Raw genomic sequence first — 26,176 nt, 5'->3', positions numbered from 1 at the left:
TCGTTCGAGAAAACTGTTGACATGAACATCTGTTCGTGTATAATTAAGATACGAACAAAAGTTCTGTGGAGGGATTTATCATGTTAAAAAATATTTCTAAGATTGACATTTTCTATTTGGTTGCCTTTATACTAGCTATTGTCTTTTTTTATGTTTCAGCAGTAACTAGTTTATAAAATGAAGGAGTAAATTTATGACGAAAGCAATCATTTATTGTCGTGTGAGTACAGAAAAGGAAGCGCAAGAAACTTCTATTAAACGGCAGCAAGAAGAATTGCAATTGTTTGCAAATAAATATAATTTCGAAATCATCAATATAATAGAAGAAAAACAGAGTGGATATGAGATTGAACGAGAAGGTATTTTTGAAATGTTAGAGGAGTTTCAAAGCGGAAAGGCAGATACACTACTCATTCAAGATGAAACAAGACTTGGAAGAGGAAATACAAAGATAGCATTACTTCATCAGTTAAATCGCTTAAATGTCAACATATATACACTTTCACACCATGGTGAGCTACAACTATCCGAAGGCGATTCAATGGTGCTACAAATTGTCTCGATAGTAGAGGAATATCAAAGGAAATTACACAATGCGAAAATTAAAAGAGGGATGAAGAAGGCAGTAAATAATGGATTTAATCCAGCCGAAAATCTTTCTAATCAGCATCTCGCCAAAGGTAGAGAACGAAAAGAATTTCCGATAGAAGAAGTAGTCCGGTTAAAAGGGAATAATTTAACCTTCCAAGAGATCGCGTCGATTTTAAGAGGAATGGGTTACGATGTATCTAAAGCAACTGTGCATCGCCGTTATCAGGAATACCAATCACTTGAAAACTGATTAAATCAAGATTAGAATAAAGAGAGAGTATACGATTCGTGTATACTCTTTTTTCATTGTAAACTAGGATAAATCAACCGTTATTATGGTATAGAAAAGAGGTGTCAAATCTCTATGTTATCAAAGGAAAAAATTGCTCGTATTAATGAATTAGCAAATAAAGCGAAAACAGAAGGTTTATCAGATGAAGAAAAGCAGGAACAAAAATCTTTGCGTGAAGCCTATCTGAAAAATGTTAGAAAGTCATTTAAAAATCATATGAAGGGGATGACTGTTGTTGACCCGAATGGTAATGATGTCACTCCGGAAAAATTAAAACGATTAAAAGAGAAGAAAAAGTAGAGAATTCTACTTTTTCTTCAAAAATTATAAAAGTTTAGCAAAAACTGATATTTCTAAAGAAATTACGCGCTTTTTGTCTTGATATACTTGTCTTTAAATTGATTTCGTTATAGGATTATAAATGTGCGTACATATTTTGCAATTTTGAAAGGGGACAAATGAAAAGATGGCAAATCAAATTGAACAAATGTCTATTAATGCAATAAGAACATTGTCAATAGACGCGATTGAGAAAGCTAATTCTGGTCATCCAGGGTTGCCAATGGGTGCTGCTCCAATGGCATATACGCTTTGGACACAACACATGAATCATAACCCGAAAAGCTCTAAATGGTTTAATCGTGACCGTTTTGTATTATCTGCAGGTCATGGCTCTATGTTATTGTACAGCTTACTTCACTTGTCAGGTTATGATGTAACAATCGATGATCTAAAAGGATTCCGTCAATGGGATTCCAAAACTCCAGGTCATCCAGAAGTACACCATACCGATGGGGTAGAAGCAACGACAGGACCATTAGGTCAAGGTATTGCGATGAGTGTAGGTATGGCAATGGCTGAAAAACACTTAGCAGCTAAATACAATAAAGATAAATTTAATGTAGTAGATCACTATACATTTGCAATTGTTAGTGATGGGGATCTAATGGAAGGTATTTCACATGAGTCTGCATCTCTAGCTGGTCATTTAAAATTAGGTAAGCTTATTGCTTTATATGACTCTAATGATATTTCATTAGATGGTGAGTTAAACAAAGCATTCTCCGAGAATGTAGAAGACCGTTTTAAAGCTTATGGATGGCAAGTAATCCGTGTTGAAGATGGTACGGATACAGAGTCCATTTCACAAGCTATTGCAGATGCAAAAGCAAATACGGATCAACCAACATTAATTGAAGTAAAAACTGTAATCGGCTATGGTTCTCCTAATAAATCTGCTTCAGCTGCGTCACATGGTGCACCACTTGGAGAAGATGAAGTTAAATTAACCAAAGAATTTTATAATTGGGAACATGAAGATTTCCATGTACCTGATGAAGTATATCAGGACTTTAATACGAAAATTGTTGAAAACGGTAAAGCAGTAGAGCGAGAATGGAATGAATTGTTCGATGCTTACAAGAAAGCATACCCTGAATTAGGTCAGGAATTAGATGAGGCTATTAACAATCAATTACCTGAAGGTTGGGATAAAGACTTACCAGTATATGAAGCAGGTAAAGACGAAGCTGCTACTCGTGCTACATCAGGTGAAGTTTTAAATGCTATTGCGAAAACTGTACCTTCATTATTCGGTGGTAGTGCCGACTTAGCAGGTTCTAACAAAACGAATCTAAAAGATGCTGGAGATTTCTCAGCTGCAGAGCCAGACAAACGTAATATCTGGTTTGGTGTACGTGAATTTGCGATGGCAGCTGCGTTAAATGGTATGGCATTACATGGAGGACTTAAAGTATTCGGTGGTACTTTCTTTGTATTCAGTGACTACTTACGTCCAGCTGTTCGTCTGTCTGCTATTCAGAATCTCCCTGTAACATACGTATTAACACACGATTCAATTGCGGTAGGAGAAGACGGACCAACTCACGAACCAGTAGAACAACTAGCTGCGTTTAGAGCTATGCCAAATCTTTCTGTTATTCGCCCAGCAGACGGTAATGAAGTACAAGCTGCATGGCGCTTAGCAATGGAATCTACATCACAGCCAACTGCATTAGTGCTTACTCGTCAAGGACTTCCTACGTTAGAAGGAACTGCTGAAAATGCATACGAAGGTGTGAAAAAAGGTGGTTATGTAGTAAGCCCTGCTTCGAAAGAAACTCCAGATGCGATTCTAGTTGCAACTGGTTCTGAAGTACAACTTGCAGTGAAAGCGCAAAAAGCTTTAAAAGAAGAAGGAAAAGATGTAAGTGTTGTAAGTATTCCTTCATGGGATCGCTTCGACCAACAAGATGTAGCATATAAAGAATCTGTATTACCAAGTGCTGTAACGAAACGAGTTGCTATTGAAATGGCTTCTTCATTAGGCTGGGAGCGTTATGTCGGCCTTGAAGGAAAAATCATTGCAATCGACACATTCGGAGCATCTGCGAATGGAAACAAACTTATTGAAGAATACGGCTTCACTGTAGAAAATGTTGTTAAACACGTAAATGAATTATTTTAATTAAACTAAAATGGGACAGAGGAGCAGGTTCCTCGTCCCATTTTTTTGCCATTAGAAATGTGTTTCAACAAACTTAAATATATAGTAAGTGCGAACGATTATGATATGATATTAAGCTAAAGTTTTTTTGCGTAGACAAATTCACAAGCAAGTGCTTGTATTATTAAAGGACTTTTACTATACTGTATAAGAGACAAGTTGAAGGAGGAACAAAACGAATGAGCACTGTTCTTTGGATTATATTTATCGTGGTTGCTCTTTTAGCCGGGATTGCCCTAGGCTTTTTTATCGCGAGAAAGTATATGATGAACTATTTAAAGAAAAACCCACCCATTAATGAACAAATGTTAAGAACATTAATGATGCAAATGGGCCAAAAACCATCGCAGAAGAAAATCAAGCAAATGATGCGTTCTATGAACAACCAAATGGATAATAAATAACCATAGGTTGTAACATAATTGTCGAATTAGAATCCTTGCTAATAAACAGCAAGGGTTTTATTATATTTATAGAGAAAGAAATTCTATAAAATGATCCTTTGATCAGACGGTTTGATCCCCATTGATCATTAACTAAACTTATCAGGCTGTGAGCGTCTGTTGCTTACTTATGTTAACTTGAAGTAGGGCTTACTGACGTTAGCATCGTGATGAATATTGAGGAGTCTGGAGTGACCAACTTGAATGAAGTAAATATTTTTATTGCATTTGGAGCAGGTTTTTTATCATTTATCTCCCCATGTGTATTACCACTTTATCCAGCATTTCTTTCGTACATTACTGGTATGAGTGTCAATGATATAAAAGAAGAAAAAGCAATGTTTAACTATAAAAGCATTCTACATACTTTATTTTTTCTTTTAGGTTTTTCTAGTATATTTATTCTCCTTGGATTTGCGACAAGTTTCATTGGTGAATTTTTAAATTACTGGGAAAATTTAATTCGTCAAATAGGTGCGATTTTAATTGTCCTTTTTGGTTTAATTATCATTGGAGCTTTAAATTTTGATTTTTTAATGAAAGAAAAAAAAGTACATTTTAAAAACAGACCAGCTGGTTTCGTTGGATCATTTATTATTGGTATGGCATTTTCATTGGGGTGGACTCCGTGTACAGGTCCGATTTTGATGGCAGTCATTTCGCTTGCAGCAACAAACACTGAACTGGGGATACTATTAATGACTGCTTATTCATTAGGTTTTTCTATTCCGTTCTTTATTCTTGCCTTTTTTATTGGTAAAATGAAATGGATAAAAAGAAATTCACAAAAGTTAGTGAAAATCGGTGGCTATGTGATGATTTTTATGGGGTTCTTCTTGTTTTTTGATTTAATGACGAAGCTCACATCATTTCTTGCTGGATTTTTTAACTTTCAAGGATTTTAACAAACAGATAGAGATATACTAACAATATCCGGAGGGGAAGTCTATGGCAAAAACGAATGATTTAATTTTAAAAACAATGACAGTATTAATTGCGTTTATTTTGTTTGGGTTTGCAGTAAATTTATTTTTTGCAGGGCACAATGAACCAGGTGGAGGTTTTATTGGAGGTTTGATGACTGCGGCTGCAATTGTTTTGATGTATATGGCTTATGGTGAGAGAGCCGTTAATAAAGTATTGCCAGTTAATTATCGTACCATGATTGCAATTGGGCTGATTATTGCAATTGCTACAGGAATCGGCTCTTTCCTATTTGGTCAACCATTTCTTAGCCAAACATTTGATTATTTCCACTTTCCTGTTTTCGGAGAGGTGGAGCTGGCAACAGCACTATTATTTGATTTAGGTGTTTATTTAACAGTAATTGGCGTAACCATGACGATTGTCTTAACTATTTCTAGTGATCGATAACATGAAACTCTACTTTCAGGGTAATTAAAAACGCAGCAAGACACGTTTAACGTAGATATTAGCGTGTTTTTGCTGCGTATTTTTTATTCCGGTAATCTTCAGGTGAATATTGAAAGAAAGGTTCATATTGGTTAATATCAATAGATTTTTCTTTCAGTTTCTTGCGTAAAAATTTATGATCTCGTTTAGGAGTTGCCATTATATAGCCTTGAATTAATGTTTCTTGTGTAATTTCCGATTCATTCTTATCAAGAGCCAGTTGGCCAATTTTGCCGGCAATCTTCTGTCTTGCTACATCACGAAACAATTCTGGGACAGGTGATACTAACTCTTCAAGAAAAGCTTTCTCATCATCTCTCCATAGATGTTTAGATTGTTCTATGTAATATTTTTCCCAATCTAAATCAGATTTTCCATCATCTTTAGGCAAACTCTTTAAAAATTTGCGAAACATAAAATATCCACCAATCGCAATCAGACCTAATAAAATAAAAGTCCATATCATGATAAATAGCATAAAGCTAAAGGACATAAAGGTGACACCTGCCATTCAATTTATTATCATTTTATTTTTATGTAAAATATAGTAATATAACTATGAATCGTATATTTAGTCATGATTATTTATATTTCTCATATAATTTACTAGATCGTTGATATTATAGCATGATTAGACTTTTTAACAAAATATTTTTGATGAAAAAAGTTAGGGGGTAAGGCCTTGCTTAATTATGTCGATCAGCCAGATAGCACGAGTGTAAATGACGAAGTGGAAAAAACTATCATGCTTTCGGATTTACCAAAAGAGATACTGAATAAGGTTGAAGCTAATGGATTTGATCTTATAAGTATTAATAATTATTCTGGAAAGATTGAATATATATCGGAATCAGTTAGAAGAGTTTTAGGCTTTAGCAAAGCACAACTAATTGGGAAGTCAGTGTTTCGTTATATCATGCGTGATGATCAGAAATATGTCAGAAAATTTTTTAATGTAAACAGTTCCGAGGAGCAGAAATTTTATATACATATTCGTAATCAAATAGGCAGATTTATTGTGTTTGAAACAATTTTGCAAGTAATTAACTGGAACGGTGAAAAAAAGATTCTGTCCCTTTCTAGAGATATTTCTGATAAAAAACAAGCAGAAGAAATGTTAATACGATCTGAGAAAATGTCAATCGCGGGTCAATTAGCTGCAGGTATAGCTCACGAAATAAGAAATCCTCTTACCTCATTGAAAGGTTTCGTACAGTTATTGCAAGGCGGTATTAGTAGTAAAGATGAGTATTATAAAATCATGATGGATGAAATTGACAAGATAAATACGATCACATCGGAGTTATTGTTTATTTCTAAACCGATGACAGACGATAAAAGCGATGAAAACATAAATAAAATGCTACATGATGTGATAACACTTTTGAAAACACAAGCTAACTTGTATGATATTGATTTAGTATTAGAAGCAGATGATGATGATGACTGTATGGTGTACTGTGATCGTTCTCAAATTAAGCAGGTTTTTATTAATTTAATAAAGAATGCCATTGAGGAAATGACTGACGGTGGCATGATCCATGTTCTAGTCAAAAATGATGGGGAAGAGTGTATGATTGCGATAAAAGATCAAGGTCCAGGAATCCCTAAGCATCTTATTCATAAGCTGAAAGAACCTTTTTTTACAACTAAGAAGAATGGTACTGGTTTAGGGTTAATGATTTCCAACCAAATAATTGATAATCATAGTGGAAGATTAGAGATTGAATCAGAAAATGGCCAAGGAAGTACTTTCAGTATTTACCTTCCTTTTAACGGAAATTGACACTAATATTTGGTATCGAACTCATAGATTGATAGATTTAATCGATTTTTTTGCTGTGAATCATTTTACTTATAAACCGATTTCATTTAAAATAGTATGGTGCATACTATGTTACATAGTATTTAGAGATATGAGAGATCAGATTTCGGTCTAACATTTTTTAAGGGGGTAACTGGGCGAAATGACTAATCAGAATCCATTTCAAGCAAAAAAGCAATTTGATCTGAACGGTAAAAAGTATAACTATTACCAGTTAAAAGCATTAGAAAATGCAGGGATTGGTAAAATCGATCGTTTACCTTTTTCGATTCGTGTTTTATTAGAATCGTTAATTCGTCAACACGATGGACATGTTATTAAAGACGAACACGTTAAGAGTCTAGCAAACTGGGGGAAAGAGAAAGGTGAAGACGTACCATTTAAACCTTCTCGTGTTATTTTGCAAGACTTTACTGGTGTACCAGCAGTAGTTGACCTTGCTTCTCTACGTAAAGCAATGGTAGATATGGGTGGATCACCAGATAAGATTAATCCAGAAGTACCGGTTGATCTTGTAATTGACCACTCTGTACAAGTAGACGAATATGGTACAAAGAATGCTTTACAAGCAAATATGGAATTAGAATTTGAACGTAATGCAGAACGTTACGAATTCTTAAACTGGGCACAAAAAGCTTTTGATAACTATCGTGCAGTTCCACCAGCAACAGGTATCGTACACCAGGTAAATCTTGAGTACCTTGCGAATGTTGTACATGCGGTGGAAAATGAAGACGGAAATGTCGATGCTTTTCCAGATACACTAGTCGGTACTGACTCACATACAACCATGATTAATGGTTTAGGCGTACTAGGTTGGGGTGTTGGTGGTATTGAAGCAGAAGCTGGTATGTTAGGACAGCCTTCTTACTTCCCTGCACCAGAAGTTATCGGTGTGAAATTCACAGGAAGCTTCCCTAATGGTACAACAGCAACTGACTTAGCATTAAAAGTTACACAAGTATTGCGCGAGAAGAAAGTTGTAGGTAAGTTCGTTGAATTCTTTGGACCAGGTCTCCAAGATATGCCATTAGCAGACCGTGCAACAATCTCTAACATGGCGCCAGAATATGGTGCTACATGCGGTTTCTTCCCTGTAGATGAGGAGTCATTAAACTATCTTCGTCTAACTGGTAGAAGTGAAGAGCAAATTGCGCTTGTAGAGAAGTATTGTAAAGAAAACAGCTTGTGGTATTCACCAGATCAACCAGATGCAGAGTTCACTGAACTAGTGGAAATCAATCTGTCTGAACTGGAACCTAACTTATCTGGTCCAAAACGTCCACAAGACTTAATTCCACTATCAGAAATGAAGAAGTCATTTAATGAAGCTATTACAGCTCCAGCTGGAAACCAAGGTTTTGGTCTAGATGCTTCTGAATTTGATAAAGAAGTAGAAATCAATCATCCAAATGGACGTAAATCTGTAATGAAAACAGGTGCGGTTGCAATTGCTGCGATCACATCTTGTACCAATACTTCTAACCCTTACGTTATGCTTGGAGCAGGTTTACTTGCGAAAAAAGCAGTAGAAAAAGGACTCGAAGTACCAGGTTATGTGAAGACTTCCCTTGCACCTGGTTCAAAAGTTGTTACAGGATACCTAGAGGATGCTGGTTTAATGCCATACTTAGATCAATTAGGCTTCAACTTGGTAGGATACGGATGTACAACATGTATCGGTAACTCAGGTCCGTTGCGTGAAGAAATCGAAAAAGCAATTGCTGATAATGATTTAACCGTTTCTTCTGTACTTTCTGGTAACCGTAACTTTGAAGGTCGTATCCACCCGTTAGTGAAAGCTAATTACTTAGCTTCACCGCCATTAGTTGTGGCATATGCTTTAGCAGGAACTGTTGACGTTGACCTTAAGAACGATCCAATTGGTCATGACAAAGATGGTAATGCAGTTTACTTTAATGATATCTGGCCATCTATGGATGAAGTACGTGAACAAGTTGAAAAAGTTGTAACACCAGAAATTTTCCGTGAACAATACAAAAATGTATTTGATTCAAACGAAAAATGGAATGCAATCGAAACAACTGATGAACCATTATATTCTTGGAACGATGACTCTACTTATATTCAAAACCCTCCGTTCTTTGAAGGACTTTCAAAAGAACCTGGTACTGTAGAGGAATTATCCGGCTTACGTGCCATTGGTAAATTTGGTGATTCAGTAACAACTGACCACATTTCACCAGCAGGTGCGATTGCAAAAGATATGCCAGCAGGTAAATACTTGCAGGATAAAAATGTTTCTCCTCGTAACTTTAACTCTTATGGTTCTCGTCGTGGTAACCATGAAGTTATGATGCGCGGTACATTTGCGAACATTCGCATTAAGAACCAATTAGCGCCTGGTACAGAAGGTGGCTTCACAACGTACTGGCCAACTGGCGATGTAATGCCTATCTATGATGCAGCAATGAAATATCAACAAGATGGAACAGGTTTAGTTGTACTTGCTGGTAATGATTATGGTATGGGAAGCTCTCGTGACTGGGCTGCCAAAGGTACAAACCTATTAGGTATTAAAACAGTTATTGCACAGAGCTTTGAACGTATTCACCGTTCCAACTTAGTAATGATGGGTGTGTTACCTCTTCAATTCAAAGAAGGTGACAGCGCAGATTCACTAGGTTTAACTGGTAAAGAAACATATGAAGTACAAATCGATGAGTCTGTTAAGCCTCGTGATGTAGTAAAAGTGAAAGCGACAGACGAAGACGGTAAAGTAACAGAATTTGAAGTAATCGCGCGCTTTGAAAGTGAAGTAGAAGTGGATTACTACCGTCATGGCGGTATCCTTCAAATGGTACTTCGAAACAAACTAGCTTAATAGATTTTAGAAGAAAAGATAGTCCTATGATGGGCTATCTTTTTTGTTGTTGCTTTGATAAGTTTGATTTATTCTACCGTTTATCTTCGTCAATTACAGTCGTTTGCGGCAAAGCAATTAACTAGTGAGAATCAGTATTTTTATTGATTTCTTCAGGAATTTCTCCGACTAAACCAGTGAGCAAGTAAATACATGAAGAACAAAATAATAAATGAATAGGTGAGTGACCAATCAATTTTCTTATATAAATCCATCATACTTAACAATGGCAGACCTACATATGCACCAAATCCACCGAAGATAATTGCTTTTATAAATGGATTAAGTTGAGGCTTAAATTGTAACAATAGCATTGCAAACACAGGTAAAACAGATAATCTGAAGGAAAAGCTGACCGTAGCCAGTGGAATAACTTTTATAGGATAGGCCCATTTTCCATAACTAACACCAAACGCGTCCAAAATTTCAGATATAACCATCATCAATAAACCAGCCGAAAATATACGAGCAGAATTTCTACGGTCACGGAATATTGCCCAGATAATCCAAGGAACAATCATCATAGCTAATGCGACCCACCATTGCCAAGTAAATAAGAAAGCGTTCATAACAGATTCAATAGTTAATTGATTTGTTCAGTCATTTTTTGAGTAGCTTTATCTATTTGATCTAACCCTTCCTGGAAAGTCATTTATAGTCCACCTTCTTTGACTTTATATTCTTAGGATTTTAGTATTTACTACATCTCCTTACGCTATACTTTATCTGTTTATTTCATTGCATTGCCTTTAACGTGAATATCTAGCAGTTAAGAGATTGAATTTTATAATTAGACGCTGTGGTTGTTATCTTATATAATAGGCTTTAGTGCTATTGTAAAGGATGATCGTTATGTGGAAGCGTGTTTTATCGGTATCGGTTGTGTTGATTTTGGTCGTTATTTTGATAGTTACCAACTTCACAAATATTGGAATCGATCAATCTGAACCGAATATTATAGATGTTACAGATGATACGTCTGTAGATGGTGTAGGCATTACAGCACCAAATGTTAAACAGTTACAAGCAGGTGACAAGGCACCTAATTTTAGATTACCTGATCTTTCAGGAAGTGAAGTTGAGGCATTTGATGTGGAACAAGACTATATCTTGTTGAATTTCTGGGCAACTTGGTGTAAACCTTGTCTCGACGAAATGCCTGATTTGCAGACATTCGAGCATGAGAATAGGGATACTGTTAAGGTTATTGCAGTAAACACTACAAATACAGAAAGTTCCATCGCCAAAGTAAAAGAATTTGTAAATGAAGGAGATTTTCAGTTTACAGTTTTATTAGATGAAGATGACACAGTGTATGATCATTATTCCATTATTGGCATGCCTACATCATTTATCATTCGAACTAGTGATCAAAAAGTTATGAAACGAATCAATGGTGCCATGTCATTAGAGCAAATGCAAGATCATTTGAAAGAAATACAGAGTTAGAAATGATTGGGGAGGAGTATGTTGGTGTCAACAATAGAATGGCAAGAAATTGAAGAAAAAATCCAGAGCTGGAATTCACTTGATGAGAATCCTCCATACACCGAGGTAGAAATATTAAGGATCCTCGACAAAGTTGAGCAAGCTAGCTTTATATTACAATTAGATTCAGAAGCATTACTGTATAGTATGCTTACTTTTTATCGCTTAAAAAGAAACGTCACAGATGATCATTTAAATAAACATCTTGAGCAGCTAAAAAAAGAAAGCAATCACCCGATGGTTGCAGATGTACAAGCATTAAAACACTATTTGTCCATCTATAATGACTTACAAGAAACTGATCTTGCTCAATTTACCATTCGGGAAACAGACTTTGATCCAGTTAAACTGAAGAAGGCTAAAGGCCTTTTAACAGAAATGGAACGTCTGTCAAAATTGAAATCTATTCATACAGCATCAAATAATCGAATTAAAAAGACATATGATCAGATTTTTGAACAGGTGGAATATATAGAGGATGTCGCCGAAACCGTTGTGTATACGTTGGAACAACGTAAATCAACGAAAGACATTCAACCTTACAATGAGGCAGTTGAAAAATTAAGTTATTATATCACTCTTTTTTATGATGCTTTACCTTCTTTCATTAAGGAAGAAACAACCTCCGATCCATTAGATGAATTAACGAAAATGATTGGTCTAGATGAAGTGAAGGATTATATAAATCATTACTATCACTATTTAAAATATCAGCAAAAACGAAAAGAAGCTGGATTTCAAATGGTGGATGAGCAAGGGTTAAATATGGTGATTACCGGAAATCCTGGTACTGGTAAAACAACGATTGCTCGGTTACTAGCAGATATCTACTATCGGCTGGGGCTTTTGGAAACAAATGAGGTAATTGAGGTAAATCGCTCGCAATTAGTCGGTTCCTTTATGGGGCAAAGTGAAGAGAACACATTAAATTATGTAAAAAAAGCCCTAGGAGGCGTACTGTTTATCGATGAAGCTTATAATTTAAAGCGTGAAGACCAAACAGGCAATGATTATGGCCAAGCAGTCATTGATACGCTCGTATCCAGTATGACCAGTAAGGAATATGCTAACAAATTTGCGGTTATTATGGCAGGATATACAGATGAAATGCAGCATTTTTTATGGTCGAATCAAGGGTTAAGAAGCCGTTTTCCTGATGGGAATTATATTAAGTTACCTGATTTTTCGAATGAAGAATTATTACAAATTGCTGAGGATACAGCATTACAAAATGATTATTTTTTCACAGAACAGGCACGCCATCGCTTTCTCTCATTAATTGAAAAGGCCCGTGTGGATGAATCATTTGGTAATGCTCGTACTGTTAAAGATTTAGTACTTAAAGTAATTTTTCATATTGGTGCAAGCCACGAGTTGCCGTTAGAAGAAAACTGGCTAGCTCATATGCGCATATCTGAAGAAGATATTGCTGCACTGGATGATCAGAAGGATTCTACTGAACCAATGGAACAATTGGAACAACTTATCGGTCTTGATAATGTAAAAGAGGAAGTCAAAAAATTATCTGCTTTCGTCCAAATACAACAAAAGCGCAAATCATTACAACTTCCAACTGTGCCAGTTCAATTACATTCGGTCTTTTCAGGTAATCCGGGAACTGGAAAAACGACAGTAGCTAAATTGTTTGCACAAATTTTAAAGCAATGTGGTTTACTAAAACGAGGTCACTTAGTTGTGGCTTCAAGAAGTGATCTTGTCGCTGGATTTGTGGGCCAAACCGCTACGAAAACAAAGAATAAAATTCGAGAAGCATTAGGTGGCGTATTATTTATTGATGAAGCGTATGCGTTATATCGTGGAGAAAAGGACTTTGGGAAAGAAGCGATAGATACGATAGTGGACGAAATGACCAAGCATAACGAAAATATCGTGATTATTCTTGCTGGATATAAAAATGAAATGGAGCGGTTTATTGCCAGTAATCCAGGATTGGAATCTAGGTTTAAGAAGTACTTCCATTTTCAGGACTATATCAAAGAGGAACTTCTGGAGATGGTAAGCTATCATGTACAAGAATTTCAGTATCAATTAGATGTTGACGTGGTTGATTATTTATCCAAGCAATTTGAAGATACAACGATCAATGGAAATGGGCGATTTGTTGTTAACTTGATAAACGAAGCGATTCAGTATCAAGCATTACGATTAGATATGGAAACTGCTGAAATGGAACAGCTCGAACTTTTAACGAAAAAAGATTTTGAATTAGCATGGAAATCAATTAGGGGGACGAATCAACAATGAAAGTAACTACACCAATTAAAGTAAGATATCAGGAAACAGATCAAATGGGTGTTGTCTACCACGCCAATTATTTAATTTGGTTTGAGATAGGAAGAACCGCTTTTATTGAAGAGTTAGGTTTCGAGTACCATGAAATGGAAGCAAAAGGGGTCGTATCCCCAGTGGTTGATGCCAATATTCAATTTAAACAGCCAATTCGTTATGGAGATGATGCCTATGTGGAGACATGGCTAGAGAAATATAATGGCATTCGTACAACATATGGTTATCAAATCATTGGGCAGGATGGAGAAGTTGCCGTTACAGGGGAAACCCAACATGTTATTGTAAAAAAAGATAATTTCCGTCCGCTATCGTTGAAAAAACAATTTCCAAACTGGCATGAAGCATATCAAAAAGCGTTGAAAGTAAGTGAATAATGATGGCTTTTGGAATTGACAGAAACACGTTAAGAACGTGGAAAGCAGATGTCCGTTATGGGAAAATAGCTTTCCTAACACACTACTGGATTGATGATCGATTTCCGGGATGTACAACTGTTACCAAAGTAGGTTGTGCTGATTATCAGAAATTAATAGAATGGGGTAAAAAATACGGGCTGAGGGAGGAATGGATTCACCAAGATCCGAATTATCCACATTTCGATTTATTTGGATACAGACAAAAAGAAATCTTAACCAATGAACAACAATGGGAACAGATAAAGAAATTCCATTTGTAAAAGTAACGTTTAAACAGCGCAGCGTATCTTTGCTCATTAATTAAGATAGATGAGAACTGCCCTGTCTATAGATTTTTTTACACAACAAAGACCAAGCGTTAATGCTCGGTCTTTTTAGTAGGGACGGGATCGAAACCACCTGGGTGAAACGGATGACATTTTAGTATTCTTTTCACAGATAAATAGGTAGCTTTACATATATTAAATTGGCGAAAACACTCTAAACTATAATGAGAACAAGTTGGCTGAAACCGGCAACTTGGTGGAAACATTGGACTGATAAAACGTTGATAAAAACGAATAAATGATATAATCAATGTTTTCAAATTACTCACCTCAGCGATGAAGTGCCTTATCATACGTTATCGAAGCAATGGCATCATGTAAATGGATGGATTCTTCATTTTCACATGTTACGGTAAACTTCTCTATAAACGGTAATTCATATAAATCCGCTGCGACTAATCGAACCATGTCTTCTACAAAGCGAGGATTTTCATACGCTTGTTCCGTGACCATTTTTTCATCTGGTCGTTTTAAAACGGGATGGATTCGTGCGCTTGCATTGCTTTCGGCTGCTTCTAATAATGCTTGTTTCCAGTCTACATCATCTTCATTGTAGTCATGTGATAATTCTGCAGTCATTTTCACATTACCACGTTGGTTATGTGCACTATATTCACTAATTTCTTTTGAACAAGGGCACAAAGTAGTAATCGTACCTTCCAGTGATACTGTGATGTTATAACCAGCATTTTTATCATAAATCATGGTGATTTCTGCATTGGCATAATTCATGCCAGCCATGTCTGAAGCTGGTCCACTGCGTTCAAAGAACCAAGGAAATGAAACCGTGATTTGATTATCATCCTGTTCTAGTCGATCTGCCATTTCTTTAGTAAATTGTTTTAATGTTGAGACAGACAACTCGAACGGATTACCATCACTATAGTGCTGCATCATTTCTGTAAAGCGGCTCATATTTGTCCCTTTATGACTTTTCTTAATGGAAGAAGTCATTTTAAAAGTTCCGATAGTTGTTTGCGTTTCTGGCTTTACTTTACTGTGCACTTGTATGGGATGTTTGACATTGGAAATTCCCACTTGATCTATATCAAATAAAAAGTCTTTCTGTGTATTTTGTAAATCAGGCATTTTTTCTTTTTCAGTTGGTTTTGTTTTCTCGCCTGGTTCAACTGAGCCAAACAATTTGTGTCTTTCTGTTTTGTTTGGAAGTTGTTTGATGCTAAAATCTTTCATGATTAGACCCCTTTCGTCTTCAACTATTTCAAAGTATACTTAATCTGCGTTTAATATTCAATTTAAAAAGCTTGAAAAAAGGATCTAACGGTACTGTTAGACCCTTTTACATCCATTTAATTTTAGGCTCGGTTTTGTTGATAATTCTTTTTATATTTGCTTGGTGTCGATATATCACAAATGCTGTTAAAATAGAAATGACAATCGTTAAACCAATATCTTGCTGCACAATGGTAACGATAATGGTAATAATACCAGTTAACATAGAAGCTAGTGATACATATTTTGTTAAATAAAGGATAACTAAAAAGCTGCAGACCATAATGAGAAATAATAACGGATTAACACCTAAGATTACCCCTGAGGAGGTTGCTACTGCTTTCCCACCTTTAAATTTCGCAAATATTGGGAACATGTGCCCTATAACGGCAAAAATTCCGACTACCAGTGGGTAAACTGTTTCTGCTTGAAAAAGAACCGGTAATACAGCAGCTAAAGTACCCTTTAAGATATCAACTATGGTTACCGTAATACCAGCTTTCACACCGAGCACCCGAAACGTATTAGTAGCACCTAAGTTGCCACTACCGTGTTCTCTGATATCTTTTTGAAAGCCGACCTTACCTACGATTAGTCCTGTAGGTATTGAACCAAGTAAATAGGCAAGAATGATAAAAATAATATACTCCATCATCAAACTCCTTAAATATAATGTTATGATTGGTATTGTTGACTTTATTTTAGCACGATGTTTGCAAAAGAGATACATGCAATATTTAAATTTTTGTCCAACTATGATAAAACAGAAGAATAACTAGCAAGAAATGGATGAAATCAGGAACATTTTTTACGTGTTTACTTGCGTCAATTCCTATTAAATGGTTTAATCAATAAAAATGAGGTGTAACAAATGAGTAATGAAAATGAACAACCATTAATGCGCGAAATGTTAGAAAAAACGAAAACTATTGCGGTGATCGGACTATCAGATAAATCATATCGAACCTCGTATCAAATTGCAAAAGCGATGCAAAATGAGGGATATCGAATTATTCCGGTGAATCCTAATGTGGAAGAAGTGTTAGGTGAAAAAGCATATGACTCCATAGAAGACGTGCAAGAACCTTTTGAGTTGATCAATATTTTCAGACGATCTATTTACTTAAAAGAATTAGCGAAAGAAATCGTAAAAACGGATGCTGATTATGTTTGGATGCAACAAGGTGTGATGGATCATGAAGCATACGACTATTTAACCAAACATAACAAACAGGTTATTATGGACCAATGTATAAAAGTCGCACATGCCGTTTTAATGAAATAACTTTACAATCAGGAATGTATGTTCTATATTCTAGTATAGAGGTAGTGTAGGGAAGGAGTATCGAGAAAGTAATGAGCAATAATACAACGTATAGTGATGATTCGATTCAAGTTTTAGAAGGGCTCGAGGCCGTAAGAAAAAGACCAGGGATGTATATAGGCAGTACTGATGCCAGAGGCTTACATCACCTTGTCTTTGAAATAGTAGATAATTCTGTTGACGAGGCATTATCCGGTTATGGCGAACACATTAAAGTAACCATTCATCCGGATCAAAGTATTACCGTATCTGATAATGGCCGTGGTATGCCAACAGGTATGCATCAAACAGGTAGACCGACTCCAGAAGTCATTTTAACTGTCTTACATGCAGGTGGGAAATTTGGTCAAGGCGGATATAAAACAAGTGGTGGTCTACATGGTGTAGGTGCATCAGTTGTAAATGCTCTATCAGAATGGTTAGAAGTTACGATTGAAAGAGACGGCGCCGTTTTTTATCAGCGATTTGAGAACGGTGGTAAGCCGGTTACAACACTTGAGAAAAAAGGCAAAACGAAAAAAACGGGAACGACGATCACGTTTAAACCGGATCGTTCGATTTTTTCTACGGATATGTTTCAGTTTGATATATTGGCAGAGAGATTAAGAGAAGCAGCTTTCTTATTAAAAGGAATTACCATCGATCTGATTGATGAAAGAAATGATGGTGTAGAAGAGTCCTTTCATTATCCAGATGGATTAAAAGAGTTTGTCTCTTACTTAAACGAGGAAAAGGATGCGCTTCATGAGGTAGTTGCTTTTGAAGGTGAGCAGCAAGAAATGGAGTTGGATTTTGCTTTTCAGTTTAATGATGGCTTTGCTGAGAATATATTGTCTTTTGTTAATAATGTTCGAACAAAAGATGGCGGGACACATGAGTCTGGTGCGAAAACTGCCATTACAAGAGTTGTCAACGATTATGCAAGAAAAGTCAATCTGTTAAAAGAAAAAGACAAAAACCTTGAAGGTAACGATATTCGTGAAGGCTTTACAGCGGTTATTTCCGTGAAAATCCCAGAGGAAAAGCTGCAATTTGAAGGGCAGACTAAAGGGAAGCTAGGTACAGCTGAAGCACGGTCTGCTGTCGATACGGTTGTAGCTGAGCATTTACTATACTTCCTAGAGGAAAACCCTGACATTGCTTCAATGCTGATTAAAAAGGCAATTCGTGCAAAAGATGCCCGATTAGCTGCTCGAAAAGCAAGGGAAGAAGCAAGAAGTGGTAAGAAAAAACGTCGTAAAGATGCCTTGTTAAGTGGTAAATTAACACCTGCACAGTCCCGCAATCCAGACAAGAACGAACTTTACCTTGTCGAGGGTGATTCTGCTGGCGGATCGGCAAAACAAGGAAGAGATCGAAAGTTCCAAGCTGTATTACCTTTAAGAGGTAAAGTGGTCAATACGGAAAAAGCAAAACTAGTAGATATTCTCAAGAATGAAGAGATTTCCACGATTATTCACACAATTGGTGCAGGTGTTGGCAGTGAATTTTCTCTTGATGATGTCCAGTATGATAAAATCGTTATTATGACCGATGCCGATACAGATGGTGCTCATATTCAAATATTATTGCTTACTTTTTTCTATCGTTATATGAGGCCGTTAATTGAAGCAGGAAAAGTATTTATTGCTTTACCACCTTTATATCAAGTATCTAAAGGAAAAGGTGCCAAAGCACAGATAGAGTATTGCTGGACCGAAGATGAACTAACAAAGGTAACCAAAAATTTTAAAAATGGTTATCACCTGCAGCGATATAAAGGTCTGGGAGAAATGAACGCTGACCAGTTATGGGAAACGACGATGAATCCTGAAACTCGAACGTTAATTCGTGTAACCATTGATGATTTAGCTAGAGCGGAACGAAGAGTAACTACATTGATGGGGGATAAAGTTGAGCCACGTCGTAAATGGATAGAATCGCATGTTCAGTTCAGTTTAGAAGAAGATGAAAATATTATTGATAATGAGAATATTCAAATGTAGGACTTTTAACGGTGCTAATTGTCCGTCATATCCACAGGAAGCATAGCGGGGAAACGGGCGTTAACACTATGATTCTTTTTGCTAACCAACAGTGGGGAACCTCCATTGTTGGAAGTCTTACTTTATAGGAGGAATTTCGTTGGCAGTAGAAGAAAAGTATTTAGATCTCCCTCTAGAAGATGTAATGGGAGATCGTTTTGGACGTTACAGTAAGTACATTATCCAAGATCGTGCACTACCCGATGCACGTGATGGACTAAAACCAGTACAACGCAGAATTCTGTTTGCAATGCACGAAGAAAAAAATACCCATGATAAACCTTTCCGAAAATCAGCCAAAACAGTAGGTACCGTAATCGGTAATTATCACCCACATGGTGATTCATCTGTATATGAAGCGATGGTACGATTAAGTCAAACATGGAAACTACGTAATGTGTTAGTAGAAATGCATGGTAACAATGGTAGTGTTGATGGTGACCCACCTGCAGCGATGCGTTATACCGAAGCGAGATTATCTGCTATCGCATCAGAATTGATTCGTGACATTGATAAAGGGACAGTTGATTATATCCCGAACTTCGACGATACGATTGATGAACCAGTTGTACTACCAGCAAGAATTCCTAATTTATTAGTGAATGGATCAACTGGTATTTCTGCTGGTTATGCGACTGAAATACCACCTCATAATTTAGGTGAAGTCATCGATGCCATTATTAAACGTCTGGATAAACCTTCAGTAACCGTAGAAGAATTACTGGAGATTGTTAAAGGACCAGATTTTCCTACTGGTGGGATTATCCAAGGTTATGAAGGATTAAAGAAAGCTTATCAGACCGGAAAAGGAAAAGTTGTCGTACGTGGAAAGGCTAATATAGAATCGGTGAAAGGAAATCGCGAACAAATTGTGATAGACGAGATTCCTTATGAAGTGAATAAGGCTGTCCTAGTTAAACGAATGGATGAGCTAAGAATTGATCGCAAAGTTGAAGGAATTGCAGAAGTTCGCGATGAAACAGACCGAACAGGTTTACGAATTGTTGTTGAGTTAAAAAGAAACGCAGACAGTCAAGGTGTACTTAATTATTTATATAAAAATACTGACTTACAAATTACCTATCACTTTAATATGGTGGCAATCAAGGATAAAACACCGCAATTATTAAATTTATTACAAATGATTGATGCGTATATCGAGCATCAAAAAGAAGTCGTTACTAGGCAAACAAAATTTGATTTAAATAAAGCGGAAAAAAGAGCACATATTGTCGAAGGTCTAATCAAAGCTGTTTCCATTTTAGATGAATTAATACAAACGATACGTTCATCTAAGGATAAACAAGATGCCAAAAAACGGATTATGGAAGCATATGGTTTTACGGAACCACAAGCAGAAGCAATTGTGACCTTGCAGTTATACCGATTAACCAATACAGATATAACAGCTTTAGAAAAAGAAGCGAATGAACTTCAAAAAGCGATAGCTGAATATCAGGCGATTCTTGCAGATGAAAAGAAATTGTTATCTGTTATTAAAAAAGACTTGAGAAGTATGAAAAAACAGTATGCAGAAGCGCGTCGTACAAAAATCGAAGAAAAGATTGAAGAATTAAAGATTAATGTAGAGGTAACAGTAGCCAGTGAAGATGTCATTACGACTGTCACGGAACAGGGCTATGTAAAACGAACTAGTATCCGGTCATATACTGCTTCAAGCAATGAGGATTTTACGATCAAAGAGAATGACCATTTAATCTCTTTATTGGAACTTAACACGACAGATCATTTGTTGCTGTTTACCAACAAAGGTCGTTATGTGCCGATACCAGTTCACCAGCTTCCTGATATTCGTTGGAAAGAACTGGGGCAGCATTTGTCTAATATAGCTTCTATTGATAAAGATGAGACGATTGTTAAAGCCATACCAATTCGCGAATTTGCCAAAGATAAATATCTCATTTTCTTTACGAAAAATGGTATGGTAAAGAAAAGTACGTTAGATTTATACTATTCACAGCGTTATTCCCGTCCATTGATAGCTTTGAATTTGAAAAAAGGAGACCAGTTAGTCAATGTGTATGAAACAGACGGTAATCAGGACATATTCGTAGCTACTAATAAAGGTTACGGACTTTGGTATCATGAATCAGAAGTGTCCGTAATTGGTCAACGTGCTGCAGGGGTGAAAGCAATCCAGTTAAAAGCGGATGAATTTGTTGTTAATGCGGTTCTAATGGATGAACTGCAAGAAAATAGACATTTGTTTGTGACTACGCAGCGTGGTGCTTGTAAACGTATGACGATAGATCGCTTTGAGAAATCTTCACGAGCAAAAAAAGGATCGGTTATGCTAAGGGAGTTAAAATCAAAACCACATCGAATTGTTGGCTTTGATTTAGTGGATAGTGAGGATGTTATCACTTTAGTAACTGCGAAGGATGAAATCCATGAAGTAAAACCGATGGAGCTTCCAATAAGTGATCGATACAGTAATGGTTCATACGTAATAGACAGCGACCTTGCCGGTGAAGTAACAACCATCAAATCCAAAATGGAACTAACTAAAGCCTTTGACGAAGAAAAAGAATAAAATACCCAGATACCCAGCCTCTCGTTGGGTATCTTTTTTACATAAAACATGAATTATAAACTTTGAATAATCATAAACTGCAAAGTAACTTAGACATGGACTTGCTCTCTTCCATACTACATCTTGGTCGGTGCTGCATTACGCTTCGGCAGAATACTGCGCTTTCCGTGGGCACGGCCTCAGCTAAATTGGTGAAGAAAATCACTTCACCAATTGGATCTTCGGCTCGCGCTGTTCCCACAGGAGTCTCCGTATTCTGCCTACGCTATTTTGGTTCTCTGATTATAGAAAAGAAATGAATTCATGGAACTAAACTATCTGTTTTATTACAGTACTAATCGGCTGTGAATGCCCCTGTAGCATACTCGAACCCTATGCTATATATAGCGGAGAAATCAACGGACTGATTTCGGATAAGTGTTGTGGAGCATATCTTAACGAAGGCCGCCCACTTCAACTCCTGTGGGACCTGTTTGTCCTGAAGATCCACTTTTTCGAGCGGTTTGTGCTCGAAAAAGTTAGCTGAAGGGCAAACCCCACGGAAAGGGAAGTGGGCAGCCGGAGTGGTAGTTATCATCACTATATAATTCAAAAATTATGTCTCGCAGTTTGTAGCTAAAATTCAGGTTTATCGTTGGAAAAGGAAGAAAACTATTAGCCATAATTGTAAAAAATCAGTATAATGGGAAAATAGAATGATCAATCAAGGAGTTTAGATAATGTTGACAACAAGTAGCCAAAGGGTAGATAAGCAACAGTTAGCGGACTTATATCATTTTTACGAACAAAATAAGGAACTAACACAACAAGAGCAAGTACTTGATTACTATGCTAAATTACAGCAACAAATGGTACATATTTGTTTTAGTGGACATTTTTCAGCAGGAAAATCGACGTTAATTAACTATTTAATGAGCGAAGCATTATTACCTCAAAGCCCGATCCCAACCAGTGCTAATATCGTCGAGATAAAAAAGGGAGAAGACGGGGTTATTGTTCATTTTGCTGATCAGCCAGCAATTAAAATGAAAGCTCTTCCGCCGATGGATCAACTGCATCAATTATGTCGCGATGGTGATGAAGTCAAAAAAGTGGAAATATTTAAAAACATGGAGACATTACCTCAAGGGGTAACCTTTATGGATACACCAGGTATTGATGCAGCCAATGATGCTGATCGCTTAATGACCGAATCCGCACTCCACCAAGTCGATGTGTTGTTTTATGTGATGGATTATAACCATGTTCAATCAGAGGTAAATGCACGCTTTTTGAAAAGAATAGATGAAATGAATAAGCCATACTATGTGATTATTAATCAGATGGATAAACATGATGAAACAGAAATAACGTTTACTGATTTCCAAACTAGTTTAGAGCAAGTTTTTCAGCAATGGGCTATTACTCCTGAGCAAGTCTATTATACGTCCATGAATGGTACAGACAAGACAATCAATCAATTTAATGAATTAAGAGCAACGATCAATCGTTTAATAACGACTAATCACCAGCAGGTTTTACAGGACACTTTATGGAATGGTACAGCATACACGGTTTATCAAAGTATCCAGGAAAGACAAAAGCAAATGGATGACAGACTCAGTGATTTAGAGGAAGAACTAGAAGTGATAGAATTGCCAGCAGTGTCCTATCAAGAGGCTCAAGAGCAATTTCAAACCTTACGAGAAAAGAAACACCATTTGGAAAAGGATTATTTACATGAGGTTGAACAGACTACGAGAAATGCACAACTGATTCCATTTGAAATTCGCGAAAAAGCAAAGAATGTACTTCAAGCCTTTGATCCCAAATTTAAAGTTGGGCTATTCCGCAATCGCAAGAAGATAGAAGCCGAACGTAATGACCGGTTAGCTGCTTTCTATCAAGCGATAAAAGAAAAAGCAGAAGTAAGTCTAGAGTGGAAATTACGAGATAAAATGTCGGAATTTTTAAAACCTTATCTATCAGTTCACTTTTCAGAGGCTATCTTTGAAGAGCACTTCCAAACAAATGAACTAGTGAAACTAATGAATGATGGTGCAACGGTAAATGGCGATTATATACTTGTTTATACAGACCAGGTCGCAGCAGCAATAAAGAAAATGTATCGTCAGTTTTATAAAAACAAGTGGCATGAATTAAAAGAAAAAATTCTTAAGCCAATTGAAGTGCAATTAACTGAAAAGAAAACAGAGTTAGAAACAATCGAAAAGTATCAAGCCATTCAGGAAGAAATAGATCAAATGAAGCAAGATTTTCATCTCTATAAAAATAACGCTGAATCTATTGTAAGAAAAGAGCTTACTTTTGGTGAAGATGTATTACAGGCGCTGGAGAAGGAATCAGATGCCAGAATTATCGACAAAGTAATCGATATAGCAGAATTACCAGACAATAAAAAAACAGAAGAGAAAAAACAGCAACACCTACAGACTGATAGCGTTAAAGACACAACCTTGTTTTCTTTTAACGAAACGGTTAAAGATGTAGAAGAAGCTGACCAAATGTTTGAAGGAATCAACGGCTTAGATTCGATTCGTCAAGAAATACACAGAAAAAAAGATCGACTGCATAACCGATCTTTTACGATTGCACTATTTGGTGCCTTTAGTGCCGGTAAGTCTTCCTTTGCTAATGCATTAATCGGAGAGAAAGTATTGCCTGTTTCACCAAATCCGACAACGGCAGCCATAAATAAGATTAGTCCAGTAAATGGAAATTATCAGCATAAAGATGTATATGTCGTGATGAAACAAGAACAAGAACTTTTAGCAGATATAGAGGAAATGGTGGAAGAGGAATTCCAAAGTCTTTCTAAAGCTTTTAAATGGATGCAAAAAACCAAACTGGACAAATTAGATATTGCCGACCAACATAAGTCATTTCTAACCGCATTTTACAATGGATTTAATGAGATGCACAAAAAAATTGGCACCGAATATGTTATTGGTTTTGATGACTTTCATTCATATATTCGTGAAGAAGAGATTGCATGTTTTGTTAAGGAAATGGAGCTTTATTATGACTGTCCGTTAACAGAAAAGCAAATTACGTTAGTTGATACACCAGGAGCAGATTCCGTTAATGCGCGACATACAGATTTAGCATTTTCCTATATCAAAGATGCTGATGCAATTTTGTTCGTCACTTATTACAATCATCCCTTTTCCAAGCCTGATCAGCAATTTTTAGAACGACTCGGAAAGGTGAAGGATGCGTTTGAATTAGATAAAATGTTCTTTATTATTAATGCGATTGACTTGGCAAAAGATGAACAAGAAGCTCAACTAGTTTTGAATTATGTCCGTAATGAATTATCTCAATTTGATATTAAAGACCCGAGAATGTTTTCTGTTTCCAGTAAAAAGGCAATGGAAGAAAAAAGTGAAAAGGCTGGATTACCACAATTTGAGCAATCGTTTTATCGATTTGTGAAAGAAGAATTAACTCAGATGAGTATGCGTTCTATCTACACGGATCTGCATAGAGCAAATGCTCTAGTATCGAACTGGCTATCGATTATCAATGGAGATCAGGCGGAAAAAGAACATCTAGTAGAACAAGGTAAAACCAATCAACTAGAAATAGTGAAGGAAATCAAACAACGAGATAATCGCTCCTATTTCGATCAAGTCAAGCAAAAATTAACCAAACAAACCTTTTATGCAAAACAGCGGTTTTCGATTCAATATGCTGATGTCTTCAAGGATTATATTAACCCAGGTGCTATTCAATCGAATGGTCGCAAGGGCAAGAAAGAAGTGGAAACAGCTCTTTCTGCACTATCAAAAGCAATAGACACACGCTTACAACATGAATATGAAGCTATTTCCATTCGTTTGGAGCAAAGTTTTAATCAAGCGTTACAGCAAATGCGCCAGGAAATCCAAACGAAAGTAAAACAAGTGGACCCACAATTTTCGTTATCGGAGCTAGAGGATATTCATTTACCACAGCCAGATATACAGTTGGAACAAACAGAAGTAGATAAAGGTTTGTTATCCAAGTGGAGTAATACTTACAAAGATTCAAAAAGTTTTTTTGCTGAGAATGGAAGAAAGGATCTTGAGGAATATACTGGTAAATATTTCGACAAGACTTGGGATGAAGCTGTAACCAAAATGGAACAAGACATGGTTAGCTTTTACCAAAAACAATGGGAGCACTATGATCAAGAGATTTGGAATCACTATCAAGAAGAAACGCAAGCGTATTATCATCAAATAATAGCAGGTATCGAAGATCAAGAAGAAAATAAAGAGCAATTGCTTGCCATTAAAGAACATTTAGATCAAGTCTTAGATTCAAAACTATCAGTTTGAAGTTCATATACAAATGAAGGACAAATCCTAAGAAAAACCGGCAAAGCCCGCCGGTCCTGTCCAAAGTAGTCATTTTGACATGAATAATAGGCGTAACAACCGCTGCGGCTTGCCCACTTCGCTTTCCGTGGGGCGTGTCTTCAGCTAACTTTTGTAAAGAAGATCGCTTCACAAAAGTGGATCTTGAGATCACGCTGATCCCACAGGAGTCGAAGTGGACGCCTA

Annotated in this window: 21 protein-coding genes; 16 read left to right on the top strand and 5 right to left on the bottom strand. The window is 36.5% G+C overall.

What is annotated here, in order from left to right:
- Positions 1–193 precede the first annotated feature (193 nt).
- The 6 genes from GH715_RS03280 to GH715_RS03255 all read left to right on the top strand — a co-directional run bounded on the left by GH715_RS03280 (position 194) and on the right by GH715_RS03255 (position 5,206).
- The gene (locus GH715_RS03280) at positions 194–841 is read left to right on the top strand and encodes a YneB family resolvase-like protein (protein WP_153834218.1); all 648 of its coding nucleotides are present in this window, start codon (positions 194–196) and stop codon (positions 839–841) included.
- A gap of 114 nt (positions 842–955) precedes the next feature.
- Positions 956–1,183: a DUF896 domain-containing protein gene (locus tag GH715_RS03275; RefSeq protein ID WP_153834217.1), complete on the top strand. Its 228-nt coding sequence runs from the start codon at positions 956–958 to the stop codon at positions 1,181–1,183.
- 166 nt (positions 1,184–1,349) lie between these two features.
- On the top strand, positions 1,350–3,350 hold the full coding sequence (gene tkt, locus GH715_RS03270) for a transketolase (RefSeq protein ID WP_153834216.1): 2,001 nt from the start codon (positions 1,350–1,352) through the stop codon (positions 3,348–3,350).
- A 218-nt stretch (positions 3,351–3,568) separates the two neighbouring features.
- The gene (locus tag GH715_RS03265) at positions 3,569–3,793 is read left to right on the top strand and encodes a YneF family protein (RefSeq protein WP_018934021.1); all 225 of its coding nucleotides are present in this window, start codon (positions 3,569–3,571) and stop codon (positions 3,791–3,793) included.
- 239 nt (positions 3,794–4,032) lie between these two features.
- Positions 4,033–4,737, top strand: coding sequence for a cytochrome c biogenesis CcdA family protein (locus GH715_RS03260; protein ID WP_026287390.1), 705 nt, complete (start codon positions 4,033–4,035; stop codon positions 4,735–4,737).
- Positions 4,738–4,780: 43 nt separating this feature from the next.
- Complete coding sequence (locus tag GH715_RS03255; protein ID WP_153834215.1) at positions 4,781–5,206, top strand: Na(+)/H(+) antiporter subunit B; 426 nt, start codon at positions 4,781–4,783, stop codon at positions 5,204–5,206.
- A gap of 58 nt (positions 5,207–5,264) precedes the next feature.
- Here GH715_RS03255 and GH715_RS03250 read toward each other — a convergent pair whose 3' ends face one another.
- Complete coding sequence (locus GH715_RS03250; RefSeq protein WP_153834214.1) at positions 5,265–5,738, bottom strand: DUF2621 family protein; 474 nt, start codon at positions 5,736–5,738, stop codon at positions 5,265–5,267.
- A gap of 189 nt (positions 5,739–5,927) precedes the next feature.
- Between GH715_RS03250 and GH715_RS03245 the strand changes: the two genes are divergently transcribed.
- Both GH715_RS03245 and acnA read left to right on the top strand, forming a co-directional pair.
- Positions 5,928–7,031, top strand: coding sequence for an ATP-binding protein (locus tag GH715_RS03245; RefSeq protein WP_153834213.1), 1,104 nt, complete (start codon positions 5,928–5,930; stop codon positions 7,029–7,031).
- A 181-nt stretch (positions 7,032–7,212) separates the two neighbouring features.
- Entirely contained in the window at positions 7,213–9,915 is a 2,703-nt protein-coding gene (gene acnA / locus GH715_RS03240) for an aconitate hydratase AcnA (RefSeq protein ID WP_153834212.1), read from the top strand.
- 152 nt (positions 9,916–10,067) lie between these two features.
- On the opposite strand, the gene GH715_RS03235 is transcribed toward acnA, so the two are convergent.
- On the bottom strand, positions 10,068–10,523 hold the full coding sequence (locus GH715_RS03235; RefSeq protein ID WP_153834211.1) for a CBO0543 family protein: 456 nt from the start codon (positions 10,521–10,523) through the stop codon (positions 10,068–10,070).
- A 283-nt stretch (positions 10,524–10,806) separates the two neighbouring features.
- On the opposite strand from GH715_RS03235, the gene GH715_RS03230 reads away from it, so the two are divergent.
- The 4 genes from GH715_RS03230 to GH715_RS03215 are packed head-to-tail and all read left to right on the top strand — an operon-like array spanning position 10,807 to position 14,428.
- Positions 10,807–11,403, top strand: coding sequence for a redoxin domain-containing protein (locus GH715_RS03230; protein ID WP_163578430.1), 597 nt, complete (start codon positions 10,807–10,809; stop codon positions 11,401–11,403).
- Between the two features lie 18 nt (positions 11,404–11,421).
- Positions 11,422–13,707 (top strand): AAA family ATPase, encoded by a 2,286-nt coding sequence (locus tag GH715_RS03225; RefSeq protein WP_153834209.1) that lies wholly within the window; start codon positions 11,422–11,424, stop codon positions 13,705–13,707.
- On the top strand, positions 13,704–14,126 hold the full coding sequence (locus GH715_RS03220; RefSeq protein ID WP_153834208.1) for an acyl-CoA thioesterase: 423 nt from the start codon (positions 13,704–13,706) through the stop codon (positions 14,124–14,126). Before GH715_RS03225 ends, GH715_RS03220 begins: the two co-directional genes overlap by 4 nt.
- 2 nt (positions 14,127–14,128) lie before the next feature.
- On the top strand, positions 14,129–14,428 hold the full coding sequence (locus tag GH715_RS03215) for a hypothetical protein (protein WP_153834207.1): 300 nt from the start codon (positions 14,129–14,131) through the stop codon (positions 14,426–14,428).
- Positions 14,429–14,526: 98 nt separating this feature from the next.
- Here the strand turns inward: GH715_RS03215 and yidD are convergent, their stop codons facing one another.
- The 3 genes from yidD to plsY all read right to left on the bottom strand — a co-directional run bounded on the left by yidD (position 14,527) and on the right by plsY (position 16,379).
- A complete protein-coding gene (gene yidD, locus GH715_RS03210; protein ID WP_083939080.1) occupies positions 14,527–14,754 on the bottom strand; it encodes a membrane protein insertion efficiency factor YidD in 228 nt (75 codons plus the stop codon).
- 10 nt (positions 14,755–14,764) lie between these two features.
- Positions 14,765–15,688 carry a GTP cyclohydrolase FolE2 gene (gene folE2 / locus GH715_RS03205; protein ID WP_153834206.1) on the bottom strand — a complete coding sequence of 308 codons (924 nt, stop codon included), beginning with the start codon at positions 15,686–15,688 and terminating at the stop codon, positions 14,765–14,767.
- Between the two features lie 106 nt (positions 15,689–15,794).
- Complete coding sequence (gene plsY, locus GH715_RS03200; protein ID WP_018934008.1) at positions 15,795–16,379, bottom strand: glycerol-3-phosphate 1-O-acyltransferase PlsY; 585 nt, start codon at positions 16,377–16,379, stop codon at positions 15,795–15,797.
- Between the two features lie 219 nt (positions 16,380–16,598).
- Here plsY and GH715_RS03195 point away from each other — a divergent pair, with 219 nt between their 5' ends.
- The 4 genes from GH715_RS03195 (at position 16,599) to GH715_RS03180 (ending at position 25,951) form a co-directional block, all read left to right on the top strand.
- Positions 16,599–17,012 carry a CoA-binding protein gene (locus GH715_RS03195; protein ID WP_153834205.1) on the top strand — a complete coding sequence of 138 codons (414 nt, stop codon included), beginning with the start codon at positions 16,599–16,601 and terminating at the stop codon, positions 17,010–17,012.
- Positions 17,013–17,083: 71 nt separating this feature from the next.
- Positions 17,084–19,036 (top strand): DNA topoisomerase IV subunit B, encoded by a 1,953-nt coding sequence (gene parE / locus GH715_RS03190; protein ID WP_153834204.1) that lies wholly within the window; start codon positions 17,084–17,086, stop codon positions 19,034–19,036.
- 139 nt (positions 19,037–19,175) lie between these two features.
- Positions 19,176–21,629, top strand: coding sequence for a DNA topoisomerase IV subunit A (gene parC, locus GH715_RS03185; protein WP_153834203.1), 2,454 nt, complete (start codon positions 19,176–19,178; stop codon positions 21,627–21,629).
- A 719-nt stretch (positions 21,630–22,348) separates the two neighbouring features.
- A complete protein-coding gene (locus GH715_RS03180; protein ID WP_153834202.1) occupies positions 22,349–25,951 on the top strand; it encodes a dynamin family protein in 3,603 nt (1,200 codons plus the stop codon).
- Positions 25,952–26,176 lie beyond the last annotated feature (225 nt).

It is taken from the genome of Gracilibacillus thailandensis, assembly GCF_010994055.1.
Taxonomy (GTDB): domain Bacteria; phylum Bacillota; class Bacilli; order Bacillales; family Amphibacillaceae; genus Gracilibacillus; species Gracilibacillus lacisalsi.
Note: the sequence above shows the minus strand (reverse complement) of the source record. Positions and strands in the feature narration are given on the sequence as shown.

Bases quoted from the DNA above. Each gene is read 5' to 3' on its own strand.
- GH715_RS03265 (WP_018934021.1), top strand. From the start codon at position 3,569: ATGAGCACTGTTCTTTGGATTATATTTATCGTGGTTGCTCTTTTAGCC.
- plsY (WP_018934008.1), bottom strand. From the start codon at position 16,379: ATGGAGTATATTATTTTTATCATTCTTGCCTATTTACTTGGTTCAATA.
- acnA (WP_153834212.1), top strand. From the start codon at position 7,213: ATGACTAATCAGAATCCATTTCAAGCAAAAAAGCAATTTGATCTGAAC.
- GH715_RS03255 (WP_153834215.1), top strand. From the start codon at position 4,781: ATGGCAAAAACGAATGATTTAATTTTAAAAACAATGACAGTATTAATT.
- folE2 (WP_153834206.1), bottom strand. From the start codon at position 15,688: ATGAAAGATTTTAGCATCAAACAACTTCCAAACAAAACAGAAAGACAC.
- GH715_RS03250 (WP_153834214.1), bottom strand. From the start codon at position 5,738: ATGTCCTTTAGCTTTATGCTATTTATCATGATATGGACTTTTATTTTA.
- parE (WP_153834204.1), top strand. From the start codon at position 17,084: ATGAGCAATAATACAACGTATAGTGATGATTCGATTCAAGTTTTAGAA.
- GH715_RS03235 (WP_153834211.1), bottom strand. From the start codon at position 10,523: ATGAACGCTTTCTTATTTACTTGGCAATGGTGGGTCGCATTAGCTATG.
- GH715_RS03180 (WP_153834202.1), top strand. From the start codon at position 22,349: ATGTTGACAACAAGTAGCCAAAGGGTAGATAAGCAACAGTTAGCGGAC.
- GH715_RS03280 (WP_153834218.1), top strand. From the start codon at position 194: ATGACGAAAGCAATCATTTATTGTCGTGTGAGTACAGAAAAGGAAGCG.
- tkt (WP_153834216.1), top strand. From the start codon at position 1,350: ATGGCAAATCAAATTGAACAAATGTCTATTAATGCAATAAGAACATTG.
- GH715_RS03220 (WP_153834208.1), top strand. From the start codon at position 13,704: ATGAAAGTAACTACACCAATTAAAGTAAGATATCAGGAAACAGATCAA.
- GH715_RS03230 (WP_163578430.1), top strand. From the start codon at position 10,807: ATGTGGAAGCGTGTTTTATCGGTATCGGTTGTGTTGATTTTGGTCGTT.
- GH715_RS03195 (WP_153834205.1), top strand. From the start codon at position 16,599: ATGAGTAATGAAAATGAACAACCATTAATGCGCGAAATGTTAGAAAAA.
- GH715_RS03225 (WP_153834209.1), top strand. From the start codon at position 11,422: ATGTTGGTGTCAACAATAGAATGGCAAGAAATTGAAGAAAAAATCCAG.
- GH715_RS03215 (WP_153834207.1), top strand. From the start codon at position 14,129: ATGGCTTTTGGAATTGACAGAAACACGTTAAGAACGTGGAAAGCAGAT.
- GH715_RS03275 (WP_153834217.1), top strand. From the start codon at position 956: ATGTTATCAAAGGAAAAAATTGCTCGTATTAATGAATTAGCAAATAAA.